This window comes from Symmachiella dynata (assembly GCF_007747995.1).
GTDB classification, from domain to species: Bacteria; Planctomycetota; Planctomycetia; order Planctomycetales; family Planctomycetaceae; genus Symmachiella; species Symmachiella dynata.
In genome coordinates this window covers 1,273,085-1,289,363 of sequence record NZ_CP036276.1, presented here as the reverse complement: position 1 = coordinate 1,289,363, position 16,279 = coordinate 1,273,085, and the positions used below count along the sequence as shown (strand labels likewise).

At 56.6% G+C, this 16,279-nt stretch carries 11 protein-coding genes; 4 read left to right on the top strand and 7 right to left on the bottom strand.

The features are described from left to right. Positions 1–100: 100 nt before the first annotated feature. Together Mal52_RS04850 and Mal52_RS04845 are read right to left on the bottom strand one after the other, a co-directional pair. The gene (locus tag Mal52_RS04850; RefSeq protein WP_197534664.1) at positions 101–1,408 is read right to left on the bottom strand and encodes an MFS transporter; all 1,308 of its coding nucleotides are present in this window, start codon (positions 1,406–1,408) and stop codon (positions 101–103) included. A gap of 222 nt (positions 1,409–1,630) precedes the next feature. Beyond that, positions 1,631–2,356 carry an RraA family protein gene (locus tag Mal52_RS04845; protein ID WP_145374585.1) on the bottom strand — a complete coding sequence of 242 codons (726 nt, stop codon included), beginning with the start codon at positions 2,354–2,356 and terminating at the stop codon, positions 1,631–1,633. A 297-nt stretch (positions 2,357–2,653) separates the two neighbouring features. Between Mal52_RS04845 and Mal52_RS04840 the strand changes: the two genes are divergently transcribed. From Mal52_RS04840 to Mal52_RS04825, 4 genes are all read left to right on the top strand, one after another. Beyond that, positions 2,654–3,775 (top strand): HEAT repeat domain-containing protein, encoded by a 1,122-nt coding sequence (locus tag Mal52_RS04840; protein ID WP_145374584.1) that lies wholly within the window; start codon positions 2,654–2,656, stop codon positions 3,773–3,775. 175 nt (positions 3,776–3,950) lie between these two features. Then, on the top strand, positions 3,951–4,151 hold the full coding sequence (locus Mal52_RS04835; RefSeq protein WP_145374583.1) for a hypothetical protein: 201 nt from the start codon (positions 3,951–3,953) through the stop codon (positions 4,149–4,151). A 54-nt stretch (positions 4,152–4,205) separates the two neighbouring features. Beyond that, positions 4,206–4,880, top strand: coding sequence for an ABC transporter ATP-binding protein (locus tag Mal52_RS04830; protein WP_145380544.1), 675 nt, complete (start codon positions 4,206–4,208; stop codon positions 4,878–4,880). 6 nt (positions 4,881–4,886) lie between these two features. Continuing rightward, positions 4,887–5,687: an ABC transporter permease gene (locus tag Mal52_RS04825; RefSeq protein WP_145374582.1), complete on the top strand. Its 801-nt coding sequence runs from the start codon at positions 4,887–4,889 to the stop codon at positions 5,685–5,687. Positions 5,688–6,012: 325 nt separating this feature from the next. Here the strand turns inward: Mal52_RS04825 and Mal52_RS04820 are convergent, their stop codons facing one another. From Mal52_RS04820 to Mal52_RS04800, 5 genes are all read right to left on the bottom strand, one after another. Continuing rightward, the gene (locus Mal52_RS04820; RefSeq protein WP_145374581.1) at positions 6,013–7,986 is read right to left on the bottom strand and encodes an ATP-binding cassette domain-containing protein; all 1,974 of its coding nucleotides are present in this window, start codon (positions 7,984–7,986) and stop codon (positions 6,013–6,015) included. 401 nt (positions 7,987–8,387) lie between these two features. Further along, positions 8,388–9,212, bottom strand: a complete 825-nt coding sequence (locus Mal52_RS04815; protein WP_145374580.1) for an ABC transporter permease — start codon at positions 9,210–9,212, stop codon at positions 8,388–8,390. Positions 9,213–9,623: 411 nt separating this feature from the next. Then, on the bottom strand, positions 9,624–9,920 hold the full coding sequence (locus Mal52_RS04810) for an acylphosphatase (RefSeq protein WP_197534662.1): 297 nt from the start codon (positions 9,918–9,920) through the stop codon (positions 9,624–9,626). 3 nt (positions 9,921–9,923) lie between these two features. Further along, positions 9,924–13,571, bottom strand: a complete 3,648-nt coding sequence (locus Mal52_RS04805; RefSeq protein ID WP_145374579.1) for a c-type cytochrome domain-containing protein — start codon at positions 13,569–13,571, stop codon at positions 9,924–9,926. 132 nt (positions 13,572–13,703) lie between these two features. After that, entirely contained in the window at positions 13,704–16,175 is a 2,472-nt protein-coding gene (locus Mal52_RS04800; protein ID WP_197534661.1) for a DUF1549 domain-containing protein, read from the bottom strand. Between the last annotated feature and the right edge of the window lie 104 nt (positions 16,176–16,279).

The window sequence follows — 16,279 nt, the reverse complement described above, 5'->3', positions numbered from 1 at the left end:
ATCTTCTTTTCTACTTCTTTGCGGCTCTGCGTCTCTGCGCGCGGTCTTCTTCGCAATTCCAAAGAGTACGTCGCAAAGCTAAGCCGCGCGCAAACAGAAATCACCCCGCTCCACTCGATGCGGAACCCTCGACCACACGATCATGTGATTGCTCCACCGACCCTGTATCGGTCTGCGCTAAGCGATACATATAAATGCTCCCTGCCAGCGACAACACGACACAGACCGCGAACATCCACGGCCCCAATCCAAAATAGGCGAGCAACAACCACCCGCACAGTGGGGCGATCATTCCGCGGATTCCCGTTAAACCAACGTGCCAACTGTTATATATCGAAACATTTTCCGGCTTCGCAAAATACAAACTGCCCGTCGACCAATTGATTGTGCCGCCGCCATTGCTGATCGAATGAAATGCCGCTCCCACATACATCGGCCAGATCTGCCGCGACACCCCGCCATAGCAATACATGCCATAACCAAATGTCTGCAACAAATTGAACAGCGCGCGGCCCGACATGGGATCAATCTTGTCCAAAAACCGCCCCCAAAACGGAGACGAAGCCATGATCAACATTGCCGGCATCACCGCCGATATCACAAACACCTGACGATCGGTGGCAGCAATGTAATCCGCATTCCGCAAAATCTCCGGGATAAACGCCATCCCCATGTGATTGGCAAATCCAGCCAGCGCAAAACCTTTTTGGTAACGCACAAACCGTTTGTCGGCTGTGAAAACTTTCCAACCATTCCGCATGGCCACCCAAGGCGAGACGCGATCGCCGTTGCCAAACGCACCGTTTTCGCGAATGCGAATCCGCGAATAACAAAAAGACCCCATCACCAACATGCAAGCGGCATAGGCATAAACCACCCAATACTGCGTACCGTGATTGTCAAACCACCACGTTCCGGCCACGGTCAAAAACAGCGCCGAAATCGCCGCAATCGCCTTCAGCCAACCCACTGCCAACCCACGGTGCGTCGCCGGATACAACACGCGGTACATGTTCATCTCTCCCACGCGGGGAAACACGCGCAAGATGAAACAGCTGCCCACCACGCAGGTAAAAAACATCGGCCCGGCCACCGGTAATGCAATCGCCAGCAACAAGACGGCTGTCACCAAATTCGGCACGATCACCAACAACCGCATCGGCACCCTGCCCGCCATGTAGCCCACCAGCGGGCTGAGCAGACTACTGCCACCGAACATCGCGCCCAGCATCATTAGATGCACCGCTTGCCCATGCAGCACGGTCTTGAGCGCAGCCAACGAAAGCAAAAACAGGGCGACGAAGGTGCCGCTGCCAACGCTGTAAAACGTTTCGAAGTACAACGCGCGGCGGCAACTTTCCGGCACACGTTCTAAGACAGCACGCATCAGCGGAAGACGGGTCGGCATCGCATCATCGCGGCTACTGCTCATACCGATCAACCCACATCCCACAAAGCATGTTTTCTAAAATCGTCGTGCGCTGGCCTTCAGCGTCCCGGGAGGGCGAAGCTCCTGCTGAGCCGCATCGATCCGTTGAGCATGGCGGGCAAAACTATCTAACGAATCACACCTGGCCTGCAAGCGCGGATTGGCAATAGCTGCGCCCGATTTGCCCAACCACCGACGACACTAAGAGTCATCCCGCAACCGCGCGCCCAATTTTGCAATCTTATTTCCGCACGCTTCCCGAGCCTCCACAAAACCCGCCACGGTCGGATTCGGTTCTTTGAGGTAGTTCATAATGATCGATTCGGCCGCCATCAATTCTTCGCAAGCGTCAGGCACTTCCGAGGCGATCTCCTCAGGAATCGTGGTCACGCCGTTGCAATCACCGTGCAACAAATCGCCGGGATAAACACAAATGCCCCCCACGGTGACAGGCACGTTCACCGCCAACGTGTGGCAATACCCATGCGCACAGATCGTGCCATTGGTAAACGCGGGAAAACCGATGTCGCGCACTTGATCCAAGTCGCGACCCGCACCTGACGTAATCAACCCCGCTGCGCCGAATGTCTGATAGGTCGTGCACATCACCTCGCCAAACGTGGCGGCCGCCGTCGGCTCATCCAAGTCCTGATACACAACAACCGCCGGCCCCGGCAACTCGCCAAACGCTTCAATTTGCTCTTTCAGCCCTGCATAGACGTCCCCTCCACGCGGGGGAGCGAAACTGCGAAACGTCGACGTCACCGCATAGCCCACCATCGGCGGCATTTCGGGAAAACAGGCACGAATCGAATCGTCCATATACCCGCTGCTTCGCGGATGCAGGTCAAACAGCTCCACCACGTTGCAAACGGTCGGCGTATCATATTTCGCCAAAGCAGCGAAAAGTTTCGCGGTATCAGCCATGGATATCCTCGGTGATCATTCTAGAAGAGTCTCGGTAGCAGCCCATAAAACCGGAAGGGCGAGGCCGCTACCCATCGGGGGAAGAAACAACAACCCGACTATAGCGAATGCCGAGAAACCGTGAAAGCAAGCCGAACCCACCTGAATACAAGCCTATCTTGACAGATTTCACAGCGAGTCGTATGAGAACGACCAGACCACGCGTACCACGGAGGGAATCCCATGCGCTGCCTCATATTATTTGCACTCCTGCTTTCGCTATTTGTCGCCACGCCTAGCTATGGCCAGGAGCCAGACTTGGCCGAGTTAATTCAGCTCGAAAAATGGCTCACGGACCTTTCCGGCGCGCCGCAAGAACGGCGCCAGGCAAAAGAAAATCTGGAAGGAATCCTCGATAGTTATCCGCCAAGCATGACACCAGTCGTCTTCACCCCCAATATTCGTTCTGTAATCAGCGAGTACCGAAGACAAGCCGAACCACTGATTCCACAACTGATCGAAATGCTCGACAGCGACGACATGGAAGACGTGAATATTGCCCTGGGTGTTTTGGGACTTACGGGCCCCGACGCCAAAGCAGCGATTCCTAAGCTCAAGGCAATGCTCTTTGACAAGAAAACACACGATGCTGAAGTGGCGCCGTTGGGCCTTCTCGTCACCCTGATGTATATAACCCCCGAAGACGAGCCAGTCATGCCTTTGGCGCTGCAATGGCTCGATGGTCTTCCCAATAAAAAACGCGACCGACTTGTAGGCGCTCTACAAGAAAATGAAGAAAGTCCCGTCAATCTCCCTAATTTCCCGAGTCGAAACTCGATGTTAGTTTGGACTTATGGTTTCCTTTCAGAAATCATCATCCCTCACCTGCTAGCTTCCGGTCGCACACGCGTCGAAGTCCCCTCGCTTCTCCAAGCCACCGACAAAAAATACCCGCCGAGCGTCCGCTCTACCGCACTTTCTATCCTGATGACACTGCAGTCCGAAGCCCGCGCCGCCCTGCCCGGTCTGCGGAAACATTTAGCCGACAGCGATCCATCCATCCGTTATTTGACCGCGATCGCAATCTTGGCTATCGAACAAGATGCCGCGGCAATTCCACAAATCACCGGCGCTCTTAATTTGCCACCGGATGAACGCAAAGAATTTGAAACCGGCGCTGCAAAGATCGTCGCCAGCGGCGCGCTGCGATTAAAAGAGGTCCTTGACGTTAATGACGTCCCGCCGGAGTTGATGGAAGGCATTTCCGGCATGCTCACCCACGGCAACGCCACCCACCGCCGCCTGGGACTGATCTACTTAGCTGAAATCGGTCCCGAGGCAAAATCGGTGATTCCCGCAATCGAAAAACTGCGCAACGATCCCGATGAAGAAACGCGGCGCCTTGTCATTAAAGCAATGCACGCTATCAAACCCCAATAATCGCCTCGCACACAAACCGGTGGCACGCACAAACTCCAACCGCTCCCCCACTTTTCTGGCCACCGGCCACTCACCACCGGCCACTCTCAGACAGCCTACTGCCCACGCCCCTCAATCTGTTACGATGAAACTCCAATAGTTGCACCTCGATTCCTCAGCATCCAGGAGCCGTCAGATGGCAAAGCCCTATATCTCCCTCAAACCGACCGAACAAACGCTGACGACCGCTGCTGCCGGGATTTATGCCGCCTATATTACTGCCGGACGCGTCGCCAATGGTGAGGAAAAACCGTGGATGGACCGCGCAATCCGCGAAGCCATTCGCATTGCACGCACCATTGATGAGTCGGTACAAAGCGACGGCGAATTCGATTGATCCCTCGCCCGGTCCGCCGTCATTTTGTATTCCGTTTGAACCGTTGGTATGCCGATGCCGTCCGCCCCTCCTTTGCTCCAAGCCCGTCACCTCGGTCGCAAGATTCCCGGCGCGCAGCAGTGGCTGCTCAAAGACATCAACCTGCAAATCGCCGCCGGAGAACGATTGGCGATCATCGGCCCCACCGGTTCCGGCAAAAGCGTGTTGCTCCGCGCTCTGTCGGGACTCGATCCCATCGATGCCGGCGAAATCCTCTGGCGCGGCAACACGATCACCAACGCGGACGTCCCGAATTTTCGTCGCCAAGCAATCTACTTGCGTCAACGCCCCGCAATTTTCGAAGGAACTGTCGAAAGCAACCTCCGCATCGCCTATTCATTAAGCATCCGCGGCGATGCAGAGTTTCAAAAAAAACGCGTGATCGATCTTTTAACACAAGCGGGTCGCGATGCGGACTTTCTCGACAAGTCGGCCGCTGAACTGTCCGGCGGCGAAGCCCAAATCACCGCCCTGATCCGCGCGCTGCAATGCGATCCCACATTACTGCTGCTCGACGAACCGACCGCCTCGCTCGATCCCGCCTCGGCAACGGCCGTCGAACAGATGGTCGTCGATTGGCAACAAGCTGACGACAGCCGAGCGGTGATTTGGGTCAGCCACGACCCCGCACAAGTCCTGCGGATCGCCACCCGTGAGTTCGCATTGGACCACGGCGCGGAGAAGGAGTGACAGCACATGAAAGCCACCTACGTCGAACTCTCAAACTACGAAGTCGCGTTTGCGGCTGCCCTGATCATTATCAATGGCCTGATCTCACTCTTCCTACGCCTCGGCCTGGAGCGGATGCTGTTCCTCGGAGCACTCCGCACGATCGTCCAATTGGTACTGGTCGGATTTGTGCTCAAATGGGTCTTTGCGGTCCAACAATGGTACATCGTCGTCGCTGTGATGTTGGTCATGACCGCGATCGCCGCCATCGCTGCCGTGCGACGCACCGGCTTGGTTTATCCCGGTGTCTATCTCGATAGCATGCTCTCCATCTGCGCCAGTTGTTGGATCGTGTCAGCCTTTGCGCTGCTGACCGTCATGCGGCAGGTCACCCCCTGGTACGACCCACAATATGCCATTCCACTGCTGGGCATGATTCTGGGCAACACGCTCAACGGCATCGCGCTGGGCCTAAACCAGCTCGGCGAAGAACTCTCCAGCCGCCGCGACCGTGTGGAAACGCTGCTATCATTGGGTGCCACGCGCTGGGAAGCAGGTCGCGAGCCGGTCCGCCAAGCGATTCGCACGGGTATGATTCCGATCATCAATTCCATGATGGTCGTCGGCATCGTCAGCCTGCCCGGCATGATGACCGGACAACTCATCGCCGGCGTCGACCCCGGCCAAGCAGTCAAATACCAAATCGTGATCATGTTTCTCATCGCATCAGGCACCGCCATGGGAACCGTGGGCGTGGTCTTGCTGGGATTTCGCCGCCTATTCAACTCGCGACACCAATTTTGCTACTCAAAACTGCAGCGCCGTTGAATCAACACCCGCAACGGGTGCCACTGGCGGCTTGCCCGCCAGTGCAAAACATGCACGATCGCACCTGCGAGCGATGCTTTCCCTAACACGTTTTAATGCGGTAAGTCTTTCTTAATTTGCAGCAAAGATGCGTCGCGGTGCATCCTGCAAAAGAAAGGACTCGCGCCAAGGCGCAAAGTGTTTTTTGCAATAAGCAAGGTGTTACGTGACGCGCGGCTTGGTTGGGAAAGGGCAATACTGATTAACCAACACGGGTTTTGTCAGTTTCCTCTTTTTCTTCTTCGCGGCTCTGCGCCTTTGCGCGAGTCTTTTTCACCCGACGCGCCTATGTCTTCGCTTCCACTTCATGCCGGAACGTATTGAAATTGGAATACTCCCAGTGCGCGTAAATCGACGAAGACTTCACCAGTGCCGCATGGTTCCCCATTGCGGCGACTTGCCCTTTGTGAAGCACGATGATTTCATCCGCGCGGCGCAGCGTCGCCATGCGGTGCGGCAAATAGATGATCGTCCGCCCCGGTCGGATACGACTGTAGGCATCGTCCAGGAGCGACTTGGCCCCCTCGTCCATCGATTCCTCAGGCTCCTCGATGATCAACAGCGCCGGATCACGGAGGATTGCCCGCGCCAACCCTAAACGGAACACCTGCCCCGGATCGAGTTGTTCCCCATGCTCGCCGATTACTGTTTCGTAACCCAGCGGCAATTTGAGAATGAAGTTATGCGCGTGCGTCAGCTTCGCCGCATCGGTCACGTCTTGCAATGAATAATGCGTATCGCCGCAGCGGATGTTTTCTAACACGGTCCCGGTAAAAAATGGATCTCGGGCACTGACCATGATTGCTTCGGCTCGCAGGGAGTCGAGCGTCACCCAGGCGACATCTTCGCCATCGATGAGAATCTGCCCCGACTTGGGTTCGATGAACCGCGGCAACAAGTGTGCCACCGTCCGCGCCTCCCAGGGATCCATCGAGACCACCGCCACCTGCGTCCCAGCTTTGACCTGAAAACTGCAGCCGTTCAGCAGCAATTCATGGTCCGAGCCTTCAAAGACGACGTTGTCAAAAATCAACGACTTTGCCATCGGCTGCAGGAATTTCGCGCCCACCGCCTGTCCCACGTGCGGAGTTCGCGCGAGGTAATTTTCAATCCGCGCCGAAACCCGCGCCCCGTCTGCGACGTCTCGCGGTAAATTCCACAGATTGCGCAGCGGTACATGCATGCAACCGATTGCCAGAATCAGCAATATCGCCGAGGGCAAAGAAAATGCCCTTGCTGGATTCAGAATCTGATTCCCGACAAACATCAGCACCACGCCGCCCACAAATGCGGCCAACATCGTTAACCCCCAACGCTGCACCCAATCCTGCCTCATCCACTGCGTTGTTTCCTGTGAGAGCTGCGCCAAATGCTGCTGGAATTGTTCGTCCTCAAACGCCTCCATCTCCTTGCCATATCCCCGTACCAACCGCGTGGTGTTCAGACTTTCGGCGAGCAACCGCAGTTTTTCTTCTGCACGCGACTTGCCCAATGCCCGCAACGCGCGGCCCTGCTGCTTCTGCCAAGCGATCAACAACCAACTTCCCAGCAACAACAACATCACGCTTCCAGCGACGATCGGCCCGGTGGCAATTGCCAGCATGGCCAGCAGCAACAATTTCACTGGTTCCCGCGCCCAACGCAGCGTCCAGTAATACAGTCCCTCCTGCAATTGATCCATGTCCGACGAGAACAACGTCCGCAGTTCCCCGTTGCGATGGTCCGGCAACGCCGACGGTGCCAATCGCAACGTCTGACGATGCACGGCTCGCCGCTGCGAGGTGGTGATGCCCACCGCCTCGCGCATGGCGCAGGTCCGGCCCCGCGAATACATCATCGCACACAGCGCGCCGCTCAGACCGATCATGACCGCCAAGAACGTCACAGCGCTGGAGTTTCTCTGCAGAGCCTCAATTCGTCCATGCGCTGCTGCCAATACTTTTCCGCACACGCACGTCCGCGCCCGCCAAACCGCCGGCAAGATCCCGCGATCGGCCAATTCGACACTGTCGGAGACTTCAGGGTCCACCGGAATCTCGTAGGGGCTGGCAATCGCCTGCAACTGTTTGAATTCGGCCGCGGTTAACTCTAACTGTCCATCGTCGACCAATACGCTCGCCAGCAACCAACCGAACACCAGCATTAAGCAAAGCACGATCGACCCGCCGGCCGACCAGAGTAGACACCGCAGTGCCTGCCCTTGAAACAACTTTTTCCGAGAGACGAGGCGTTCCAAGGGATGAGGATTCTTGGTGATCACGATCACTACCTTCAGCTCAATTACGACACAGGCGACAGATCGGCATCAAGTTGCGTTTTTTACTGCAACAGCGGATTTGGTAAATTCTTCCGAGAAACCCGCTGTCCTCAACTTGACACTTCCCGCGCTGCCGTGCCATGACATCAGGCACGCTCCCTCCATGCGATAAACGTTCCATAACCCGTCGGCCGCATCTCGCACAGCCGACAGCAGGGCAAATCGCGATGAATGACCGCGAGAGGATTCCTCGCAAAACGCAATGCCTGTGGCTGGGCAGCGCAAACCGAATTTCGCCAATTAAAAAACCCAGCCAAACGGGGCTGGGTGAAGAAAGCATCAACACTCGGCCGGCGCGCCGCCCACAACAGGCTCAGAGCACGCCGCCCCCGTCTTCAGCCATTTTACGCCAGATCGCGGTCCTCGAAAAGAATAAATGCCAGCAATATCGCCGCGGCGCTATATGCGACCGCATAGATGGCGGACCAACCCAAATAGATCCCCGGCACCGGCGCACCAGTCGCAACAGCTGCCTGGACATTAAAGACCTCGAGGGCCGGCAAGATCGTCGCAATCAGTCGGGCAAAGAAGTCGACCAACTCGTTTTGCAATGCTCCCGAGTTCACCAACGTCGGCGTCAGGTGCCCCACAACAAAAATTGCCAAACAGGCGACCATGTTGACGACCATCGGCAGGCGGGTGGAAATCGCCACGCTAATCGCCGCCAGAATACTGACCTCCATAAAGATCAACGCAATTCCCGGTAAGACTTGGACAATCTCGATCCAAGAGTGTGCCGCCATATAGTTGACTTCCGAGGCTTCCCGAAAATCGTAGGGAACCTTGTAATAAATGCAGGCCAGAAACACGATGACGACGGGGACGAAAAAGATGAACACCCCCATCAGAATTCCAAGATATTTCCCCATGATGAACTGCCGCCGCGTGATCGGTTTGGACAACAGCGTGATTGCCGTTTTCCCTTCGATTTCTGCCGCAATGCTTTGGCTGGCCGTCCAGACCGCCAGCAGCAAACCGCTGATCAACAGCGTCGCCAATCCGCAGTCTTTGAGCATCTTGACGTCATCGCCCAACGAAAAGAATGGCAAAAACGTGTTCAGCACCATCAGGATGACTGAAATCGCGATCAGCAGGAAAAAAAACGGCTGCCGAATCGCTTCTTTCATCGTGGCCACAGCAATGATCCACGTGCCGGAAAAACTTCTCATCACGTTCCCTTACAACGACGTTTCCGCAAAAATATCAGACGGGATTCACACAAGGCCATCAAAACTCACCACGCTGGTCGAATCCGTCGACCGCGGATCGCCATCCCCCGGATGGACGATCAAACAGCAGCGCAACGTCGGCGAATGACCGTTTTACGTCAATTTCGCACCGGCCGTTGGATGGCGCGGACGCTTTTCTGACGCTTTTCTCACAGAACCTGTTTCAAACCTCTTTTTGGCTGAATCGAGCTCCTAAAACAGGGGCCGACTTGCCGCATCCGAGGATTTTGAAACCAGTTGTAGTAGAACGAATCCACGGGGGTTTGTCATAGCCTAAGCCGCGGTTGTCACCGATTTTTTAAGAGATACACCATCCAGCGGCCCTAAAATCGGTCCAACAAGACCGCTGCCTCAACGGCGAATCGAAAACCCGGCATACCGCTCGCTCGGGTCTAGAGGACGACGGTCCGCTGCAGAAATATTCCTCTCCATGACCCGGCTGAGTTCGTCCACAAACTTACTGACGTCATCCTCGTCCCCCTGAGCAATCAGCTCGACCGTGCCGTCGGCGAGATTCTTGACATAACCCGTTACAGGATAACCCCTTGCCAGGCGACGCGTCCGATAGCGAAAACCGACCCCTTGCACCTGACCTCGAAAAATCACCCGTTCGGTATACGGCGACTGTGCCTCAGCGTCCTCGCTCACGCGTCACCTCCCTCCAGCCACGGCGCTGGGGACTCCAGTTGCTTCCAGCAAAATCGGCACAGAACTATTTCGCTCCCCAGTCGCCTCGACACGGGCGGTCGCATAGAACGAGATCTTTTGCCGCGGCACCCACGGCTCGCATTTCACCACAAATGATTGCTCGGTCTGCCCCTCGGGGATTAACACACCGTTGAGCCCCACGTGTAATACCCGAATTCCATGCGGCAGGTTCTGGACCGCAATCGGCACTCGGCTGTTAAATCCATAGTTCCGTTTCAATTTCAACTGAAACCGCACTTCCTGCCCCGGTTCAATCACCGCCTCCTGGGGACTGACGGCTACCTCCAATGTCGGCGGCGGCGCCAAGGAGACCTGATGCAATCCAAACCCAGTCGAACTACGCTGCTCCACGGTTTTGTCACCCACAGTTGCGGTGCCAATCGCCTGCACGTTTCTCGTTTCGGTACCCAATGTCTCGACCGATTCCGGAGCTGAAAACGTCACGACACACGAAGAATCATCGGGGCCGATCCGCCCAGCGGTTGCGGTGATGCCGGCGGGCAACCCCTCGATTCGAACATCAATCGCTCCATCGAACCCTTCCAGACGCGACGCATTGATCGTGACCGGTAGATTTCCGCCGCGAGGAATGTTCGGATCGGCGGGGTTCATCGAGATCCGAAAATCAGGTTGCGGCCGGCGAATGGCGAGGCGGTAAAAAAAGTCGTCGCCCGACAGTCCACGGACATCGTTGATGCGCACTAAATATTTGCCGTCAGCCGGTACGTCAAAAAAGAGTTGGGAATCACTCCCCAGCCCCGGCCCGCCATCGTCGTTTCGATAGTTCAAGGCCACGATGGGCAAGCCGCTGGGCGGAAACGATTGACCGGGTGGATGCACTTCGATTTTGTACACCGACGAATTCACAGCGTGCCCCTGCGGGGTGGTGCCGAAATATCCCAGACGCCCGCCGTTGGCGAAGAATTTCACATCCTCATCCGGCCCGAGTGGCAAGGCGCGGATTTTGATCACCTCGCCGCCCAACATCAGATAGTCGTTGATCTCAAAGCCATCCCAGTTCTGCAGTCGAATGCCATCCCGCTTCGAACTATGGTCCCGCAGCGTAATAAACGTTTCAGAGACCGCCTGCAACGTTTGCCGACCGACCGGTTCGCCCTCAGCGGTCAGAATCTCGATCACCGAATCCAACAGCGACCCCGCCCGCCGCGCGGAGACCTGGATCAATAGCCGGTCCCCTTGCTTCGCTTCAAACGCCACAACATCCGCCGCGCCGCTGCCTTCGCTACTGGTCATCACTCGCCCGCTCAGAGCGCCTGGGACTGACAACAACTGTGCTTGTGCCGGCGTGTCGTTGGGCTCGACTTCAACCACCTCGGGAAATTCGCTCAATTCATATCGCACGGTGTTCAACGTCGGCCCCAATTCGGTTTTCAACCGGTCGTTACGGTCACCGGGCGATTTGCCCTCGACGTCAATCTGCGACGCATCGCCCAGATTGAAACCGCGAGCTTGAAGCACGTCAGCATTTTTTGCCCCAGCTGTCACTCCCAACGGAAACACGCCCTCGACGTAGGGGAACTGGCCGGCATGGATGTAATAATAGTGTCCACCGCCACCGGAAAACCGCAGGTCCTCGACGCGTAACAAGTACGATCCTGCATTCTCAAACCGGTACCCGATCACCGCATCCCGCTGGTTGGGATGCCGCTGCGAACGGGCCAACACTTTTCCCGCTTCGTCCAAGATCGACAACTCGGCATCTAATTTCGATCCAAAGCCGGTCCCTCGCAGCGCAAACACAATCTCCGCTCCAGCGGGCGCATCAAATCGCCACAGATCGCGGTCCCCTTTGCGGTTGATCGTCCCCACCAATGTTTTGGGCAACTCCGCCACCGTCGCGGTTTCAGGCGTATCGTTCGCTTCCTTCTCCCCCTGCTCCGCAAATGGACCAACATAAAACGCCCGGCTCCCGGTGCTGCCCGTTGGCGTATGCAGTCGCAGCGAAACCATCCGCGGCATCAAGTCGGCGGGAAGTTCTACTTCGCATTGGATCTTGTTCGGGTCCTTGCCATCGGAAGGCAATAATTTGGCTTTCAGGTCTCCCGGAGCGACAAACAACGCGTCGGCATCGGCGATATTGCGTCCCGACAAGGTGAACTTCGCCGTCGTCCCCCGCACCGCCGTCCGTGGGCTGATTGAAGAGAGTTCCGGATCGCGGGGACGTTCGGCCACTTTGGCGGATTCCGGCTTCTCTTCCGCAACGGGTTCCGCGCGTCGTCCAGCAATGAGCACCTGCGGCGGCTGAGATTTTTCAGTGTCAAACGCCAGTAAATTGCCGTCATACAGACCGGCGAAGATCCGTTTACCGTCTGGGCGAACCGCTAAGGCGTGCGGCCAATCCGTCAAATTTTCTACAGTCCGCAACAGATTCAGCCCGACAGCATCCCACGCCTTAATTCGACCATCTTCCGCAGCCGTAAACAATGTTTTTCCGTCCGGTGCGTACGCCACATCCAACACGATCGCATCGTGGGCGAATACGCTTTTGCGAATCTTGGCCGACTTGCCATCCCAGTTCCAAACCCGCAACGTCTTGTCGATACCCACCGCCACCACTTCTTTGCCCGACGGATGAAACTCGACCGCATTCATGCTGCCAGTCGGTTCGCTGAGCGTGACCATCCGCTTTCCACTGGCAACGTCCCACAACTTGACTGTCTGGTCGTCGCCGACCGAGGCCAACGTTTTGCCATCGGGACTGAACGCAACGTCAAACACGGCAGCCGTGTGATGCTTAAGCGTGGCCGCCTCCTGGCCTGTGGCCACGTCCCACAATTTGATCAGCTTATCGTAGCTCGACGTGGCCAGCAGTTTTCCATCGGGACTGAACGCCAATCCGTAAATCGAATCGTCATGCCCGTGGAATCCCCTTGCTGGTTCGCCGTCAATTTTCCACAGCCGCACACTCCCCCCAATTCCCGCCGGACCACCCGCCGCTGCGATCCATTGTCCATCGGGACTGAACGCGACTGCATTGAGCGGATGCTCGGCCCCCTTGAAATTGGTAATCACTTTCCCATCGTCGGCGTTGAGCAAAACCACCTCACGATGTCGCACAGCCGCTAACCGTTTGCCGTCAGGCGAAACCGCAACGGAGACAATCGCCGGAGTGACTGGGCCTTGGGGGAGAACCTGCGGCACGTCCGGCGCGTCGTAGCCGGTAGACTTCACTTCGTCCGCATCGGAATTCTTAGCACCCGCTGCAATCCACCGCGCAATGCCGGCAATTTCTTCAGCGCGCGGTTGCTTTTCTCCCTCGGGCGGCATCTGCGGCTCTTCTTCACCCTGCAGCAGCAGCAATAACCAACTCTCCGCCGGTTTGCCGGGAACGATCAGTTTCTCGCCACTGTCCCCTCCGCGCATCAACGCGGAAAAATCGTGCAGACTCAGACCGCTCTCCTGCTCGTCCTCGTTATGGCAAGCGATGCAATACTTCTTAAACACGCGCTGCACATCGCGGGAATACGACGGCGCCGGGAATTCTTGTTTATCCACCGGTTCCTCAGCGCCGACCGGCATCGCGGCATAAGCAGCGACAAGACAAACAATCATCAGTGAAATTCTTCGCATACCCAAACATCCCTCACCGCGCCGGATGCTACTGCTGACTTATCCAGCAGTCCCTTTCCGGTCACACGTTTTACAATGACCTACAAGCCGCCAAAAGCACTCTAATTTGAAACGAGCAATTTATTGCCGTCGCTAATGAATGAATAAAAACTCCTTGCTCGACAGTGTCGCCCAGATGAAGTCGGCAATCAGTGCTTGGCGTTGTTCCGCCGCAACTTTTTCATCCACCGCCTGCTTTTCATCAACTGCAGCGGAGGTCGATTCCGCAAACGCTTTCAACAGCGCCGCTTTCTCTGCTTCTGTGGGAAACCGCGTCAAAGCGCCCAAATAAACCCGCTCGATGACCTGCTCGTCCGTCAGTTTTTCTTTGGTCATCGTCGTTGCCACACAGTCATCCGACTTCAATTTGTCATTGAGCGTCTTGCCGTTGGTCAAATGCAACGTCTGTGTCACATTCGGATCTTCAGTTCGCTCGCAAGTGCACACGAACTCCCGTGACGGGCGGCCGAAGGCGCTTAAGAAGTAGGAGACGATATTGCTATCGGGCAACTGTTGCGCCCGCCAACCTTTGGGAAATCCAGGAAACTGAGTCGGCACACCGGTCGTCTGCGAAAACGCATCCAGCATCACCTCGGCCGGCATGCGCTTCAACAAAAAATGCGAGTAAAAACGATCGTCCGCCTCGTTCCCCTCCACCGGCTCCGCTGAGCGCTGATAAGCGGCCGAATTGAGAATCGTGCGGATCAGATGTTTCACGTCATAGTTGTGTTTCCGCAAATCATCGGCCAAAGCGGACAGCAATTTTTCATTCGAGGCGGGATTCGTGGACCGCAAATCGTCAACCGGTTGCACCAACCCCCGTCCCATGAAATTCGCCCAGACTCGATTCACGATTGCCCGCGCAAAATACGGATTCTCCGCCGCCGTCAACCATTCCGCCAAATGCGCGCGGCGATCACGCGGATCATCCACCGCCAACGGTTCGCCGTCGAGCGGTTGGGGTATCGGGACTTCCAGACGCCGCGGGTGCGGAACGTTCCCCTCAGTTACGGGAAACACAACAATCTCGCCGCCGACAGCCCCATCCTTTTGTCGCACACGGCCGAACAAATTGGCCATGCCGTAATAATCGTCCTGCGTCCAACGTTCCATGGGATGGTCGTGGCACCGCGCGCAGGTGATCGACATCCCTAAAAAGGTCAACGACGTCGCCTCGGTCAGTTGTTGCGGATCTTTGTGCAATACAAAAAAGTTCGCTGCTCCGTTATCCAATGTGCTGCCCCGCGCCGTCACAACATCCTGGGCCAGTTGATCCCACGGTTTGTTCTCTTCAACGCATTTCCGCAACCAACTGTAAAACGCCCAAACGGCCGCCCCATCCAATTGCTTGCTACTGACCAACAACAGATCGGACCACTTGTAGGTCCAATAATCGACGTACTCCGTTCGCTGTAAAATCTGATCAATCAACCGCGCCCGCTTGCCGGGCGACTCGTCCGCCAAAAACGCTCGCGTTTCTTCAACAGTTGGCAGTATCCCCATCGTGTCGAGATAGACCCGCCGCAAAAACTCCCCGTCGCCGGCCTGTCTCGAAGGCGGAATGCGGAGCGTCTTCAGTTTTTCCAAAATCAAATCATCGACAAAATTCACCTGCGACGTTTGTGCGAAAAGTTGTCCATCGACCTTGTTGTCATATGGCACGCTGATTGTCGCCACGGCAACCTTGCTACCAAACCAAACCGTGATGGCCGATTCCCCCGCTCCAACCACGTCGACTTTCCCTTGTTGGTCGACAGCGGCAACGCCCATTTCCGTCGTGTCATACATCGCCCATTGCGTCACATCGCGCACAGTGCCATCGCTGTAAGTTGCCAGCACAACAATCTGCTGCGCATCTCCTGGTTTGAGCGTGACCTGTTCGGGCAGCACTGCTAGTTCGGCAACATGCGTATCCGCTTCACTGGGCCCCATAGCTCCTTCGGCGATCCATTGCGAGACAATGTGATATTCCCTGCTGTCCGTTCCAAAGCGCGTTCCGCCCCCGTGTGGGATCGCGCCGGTCGCTTTGAGTAATATCAAACTTCGCGCCGGATCACTGGGAATCACCCGCCGCCCTCGCGAGCGCCGCGTCAACGTGTCGTAGTCCGCTTCGTGGTCATATCCCCGCAGCGCCAGTTTGAATCCCTTCTTGCCCGATTGCGCACCGTGACAGGATCCCATGTTGCAACCGGTCTTGGTCAGAACAGCTTGGACATCGTTGGCAAAACTCCAAGGCTCCGTCCGCCCATGATGACGTACGATAATTTTCGCCTCCGATGTCTGACCGGCAACTTCCGCACGAATCACTGTTTCGCCATCGCCAACCGGTTGCACGCGGCCTTGGGCATCGACCGTGGCGACCTTGGGATCAGCGGTGGAAAACTTGGCCTGTCCGGTCAGATCGCCAAACGCCTTCCCGCCGCGCATCTCTTCCACGATCAACCGTTGCCCGGCATGCGGACCATCCAATGTCACCTGGGCCGGCAAAACCACCGGGCCGTCTGCCACCGCCAAATTGGCCACCACCGGCAACAGGCAAATCGCTACGAGAATATGTCGCATCATGATGTAAAACCGTTGCTCTAAAACAGAGTTCGGGACAGGCCGGAAACGCCCATCACGTGTCAAACACCGGTGCTCCTCCCGGCGACCATTCGCGTCGAACAGCC

Excerpts from the sequence above, each read along its gene's own strand:
- Mal52_RS04850 (WP_197534664.1), bottom strand. The coding sequence starts at position 1,408 with ATGCCGACCCGTCTTCCGCTGATGCGTGCTGTCTTAGAACGTGTGCCG.
- Mal52_RS04845 (WP_145374585.1), bottom strand. The coding sequence starts at position 2,356 with ATGGCTGATACCGCGAAACTTTTCGCTGCTTTGGCGAAATATGATACG.
- Mal52_RS04835 (WP_145374583.1), top strand. The coding sequence starts at position 3,951 with ATGGCAAAGCCCTATATCTCCCTCAAACCGACCGAACAAACGCTGACG.
- Mal52_RS04830 (WP_145380544.1), top strand. The coding sequence starts at position 4,206 with ATGCCGTCCGCCCCTCCTTTGCTCCAAGCCCGTCACCTCGGTCGCAAG.
- Mal52_RS04825 (WP_145374582.1), top strand. The coding sequence starts at position 4,887 with ATGAAAGCCACCTACGTCGAACTCTCAAACTACGAAGTCGCGTTTGCG.
- Mal52_RS04815 (WP_145374580.1), bottom strand. The coding sequence starts at position 9,212 with ATGAGAAGTTTTTCCGGCACGTGGATCATTGCTGTGGCCACGATGAAA.
- Mal52_RS04805 (WP_145374579.1), bottom strand. The coding sequence starts at position 13,571 with ATGCGAAGAATTTCACTGATGATTGTTTGTCTTGTCGCTGCTTATGCC.
- Mal52_RS04800 (WP_197534661.1), bottom strand. The coding sequence starts at position 16,175 with ATGATGCGACATATTCTCGTAGCGATTTGCCTGTTGCCGGTGGTGGCC.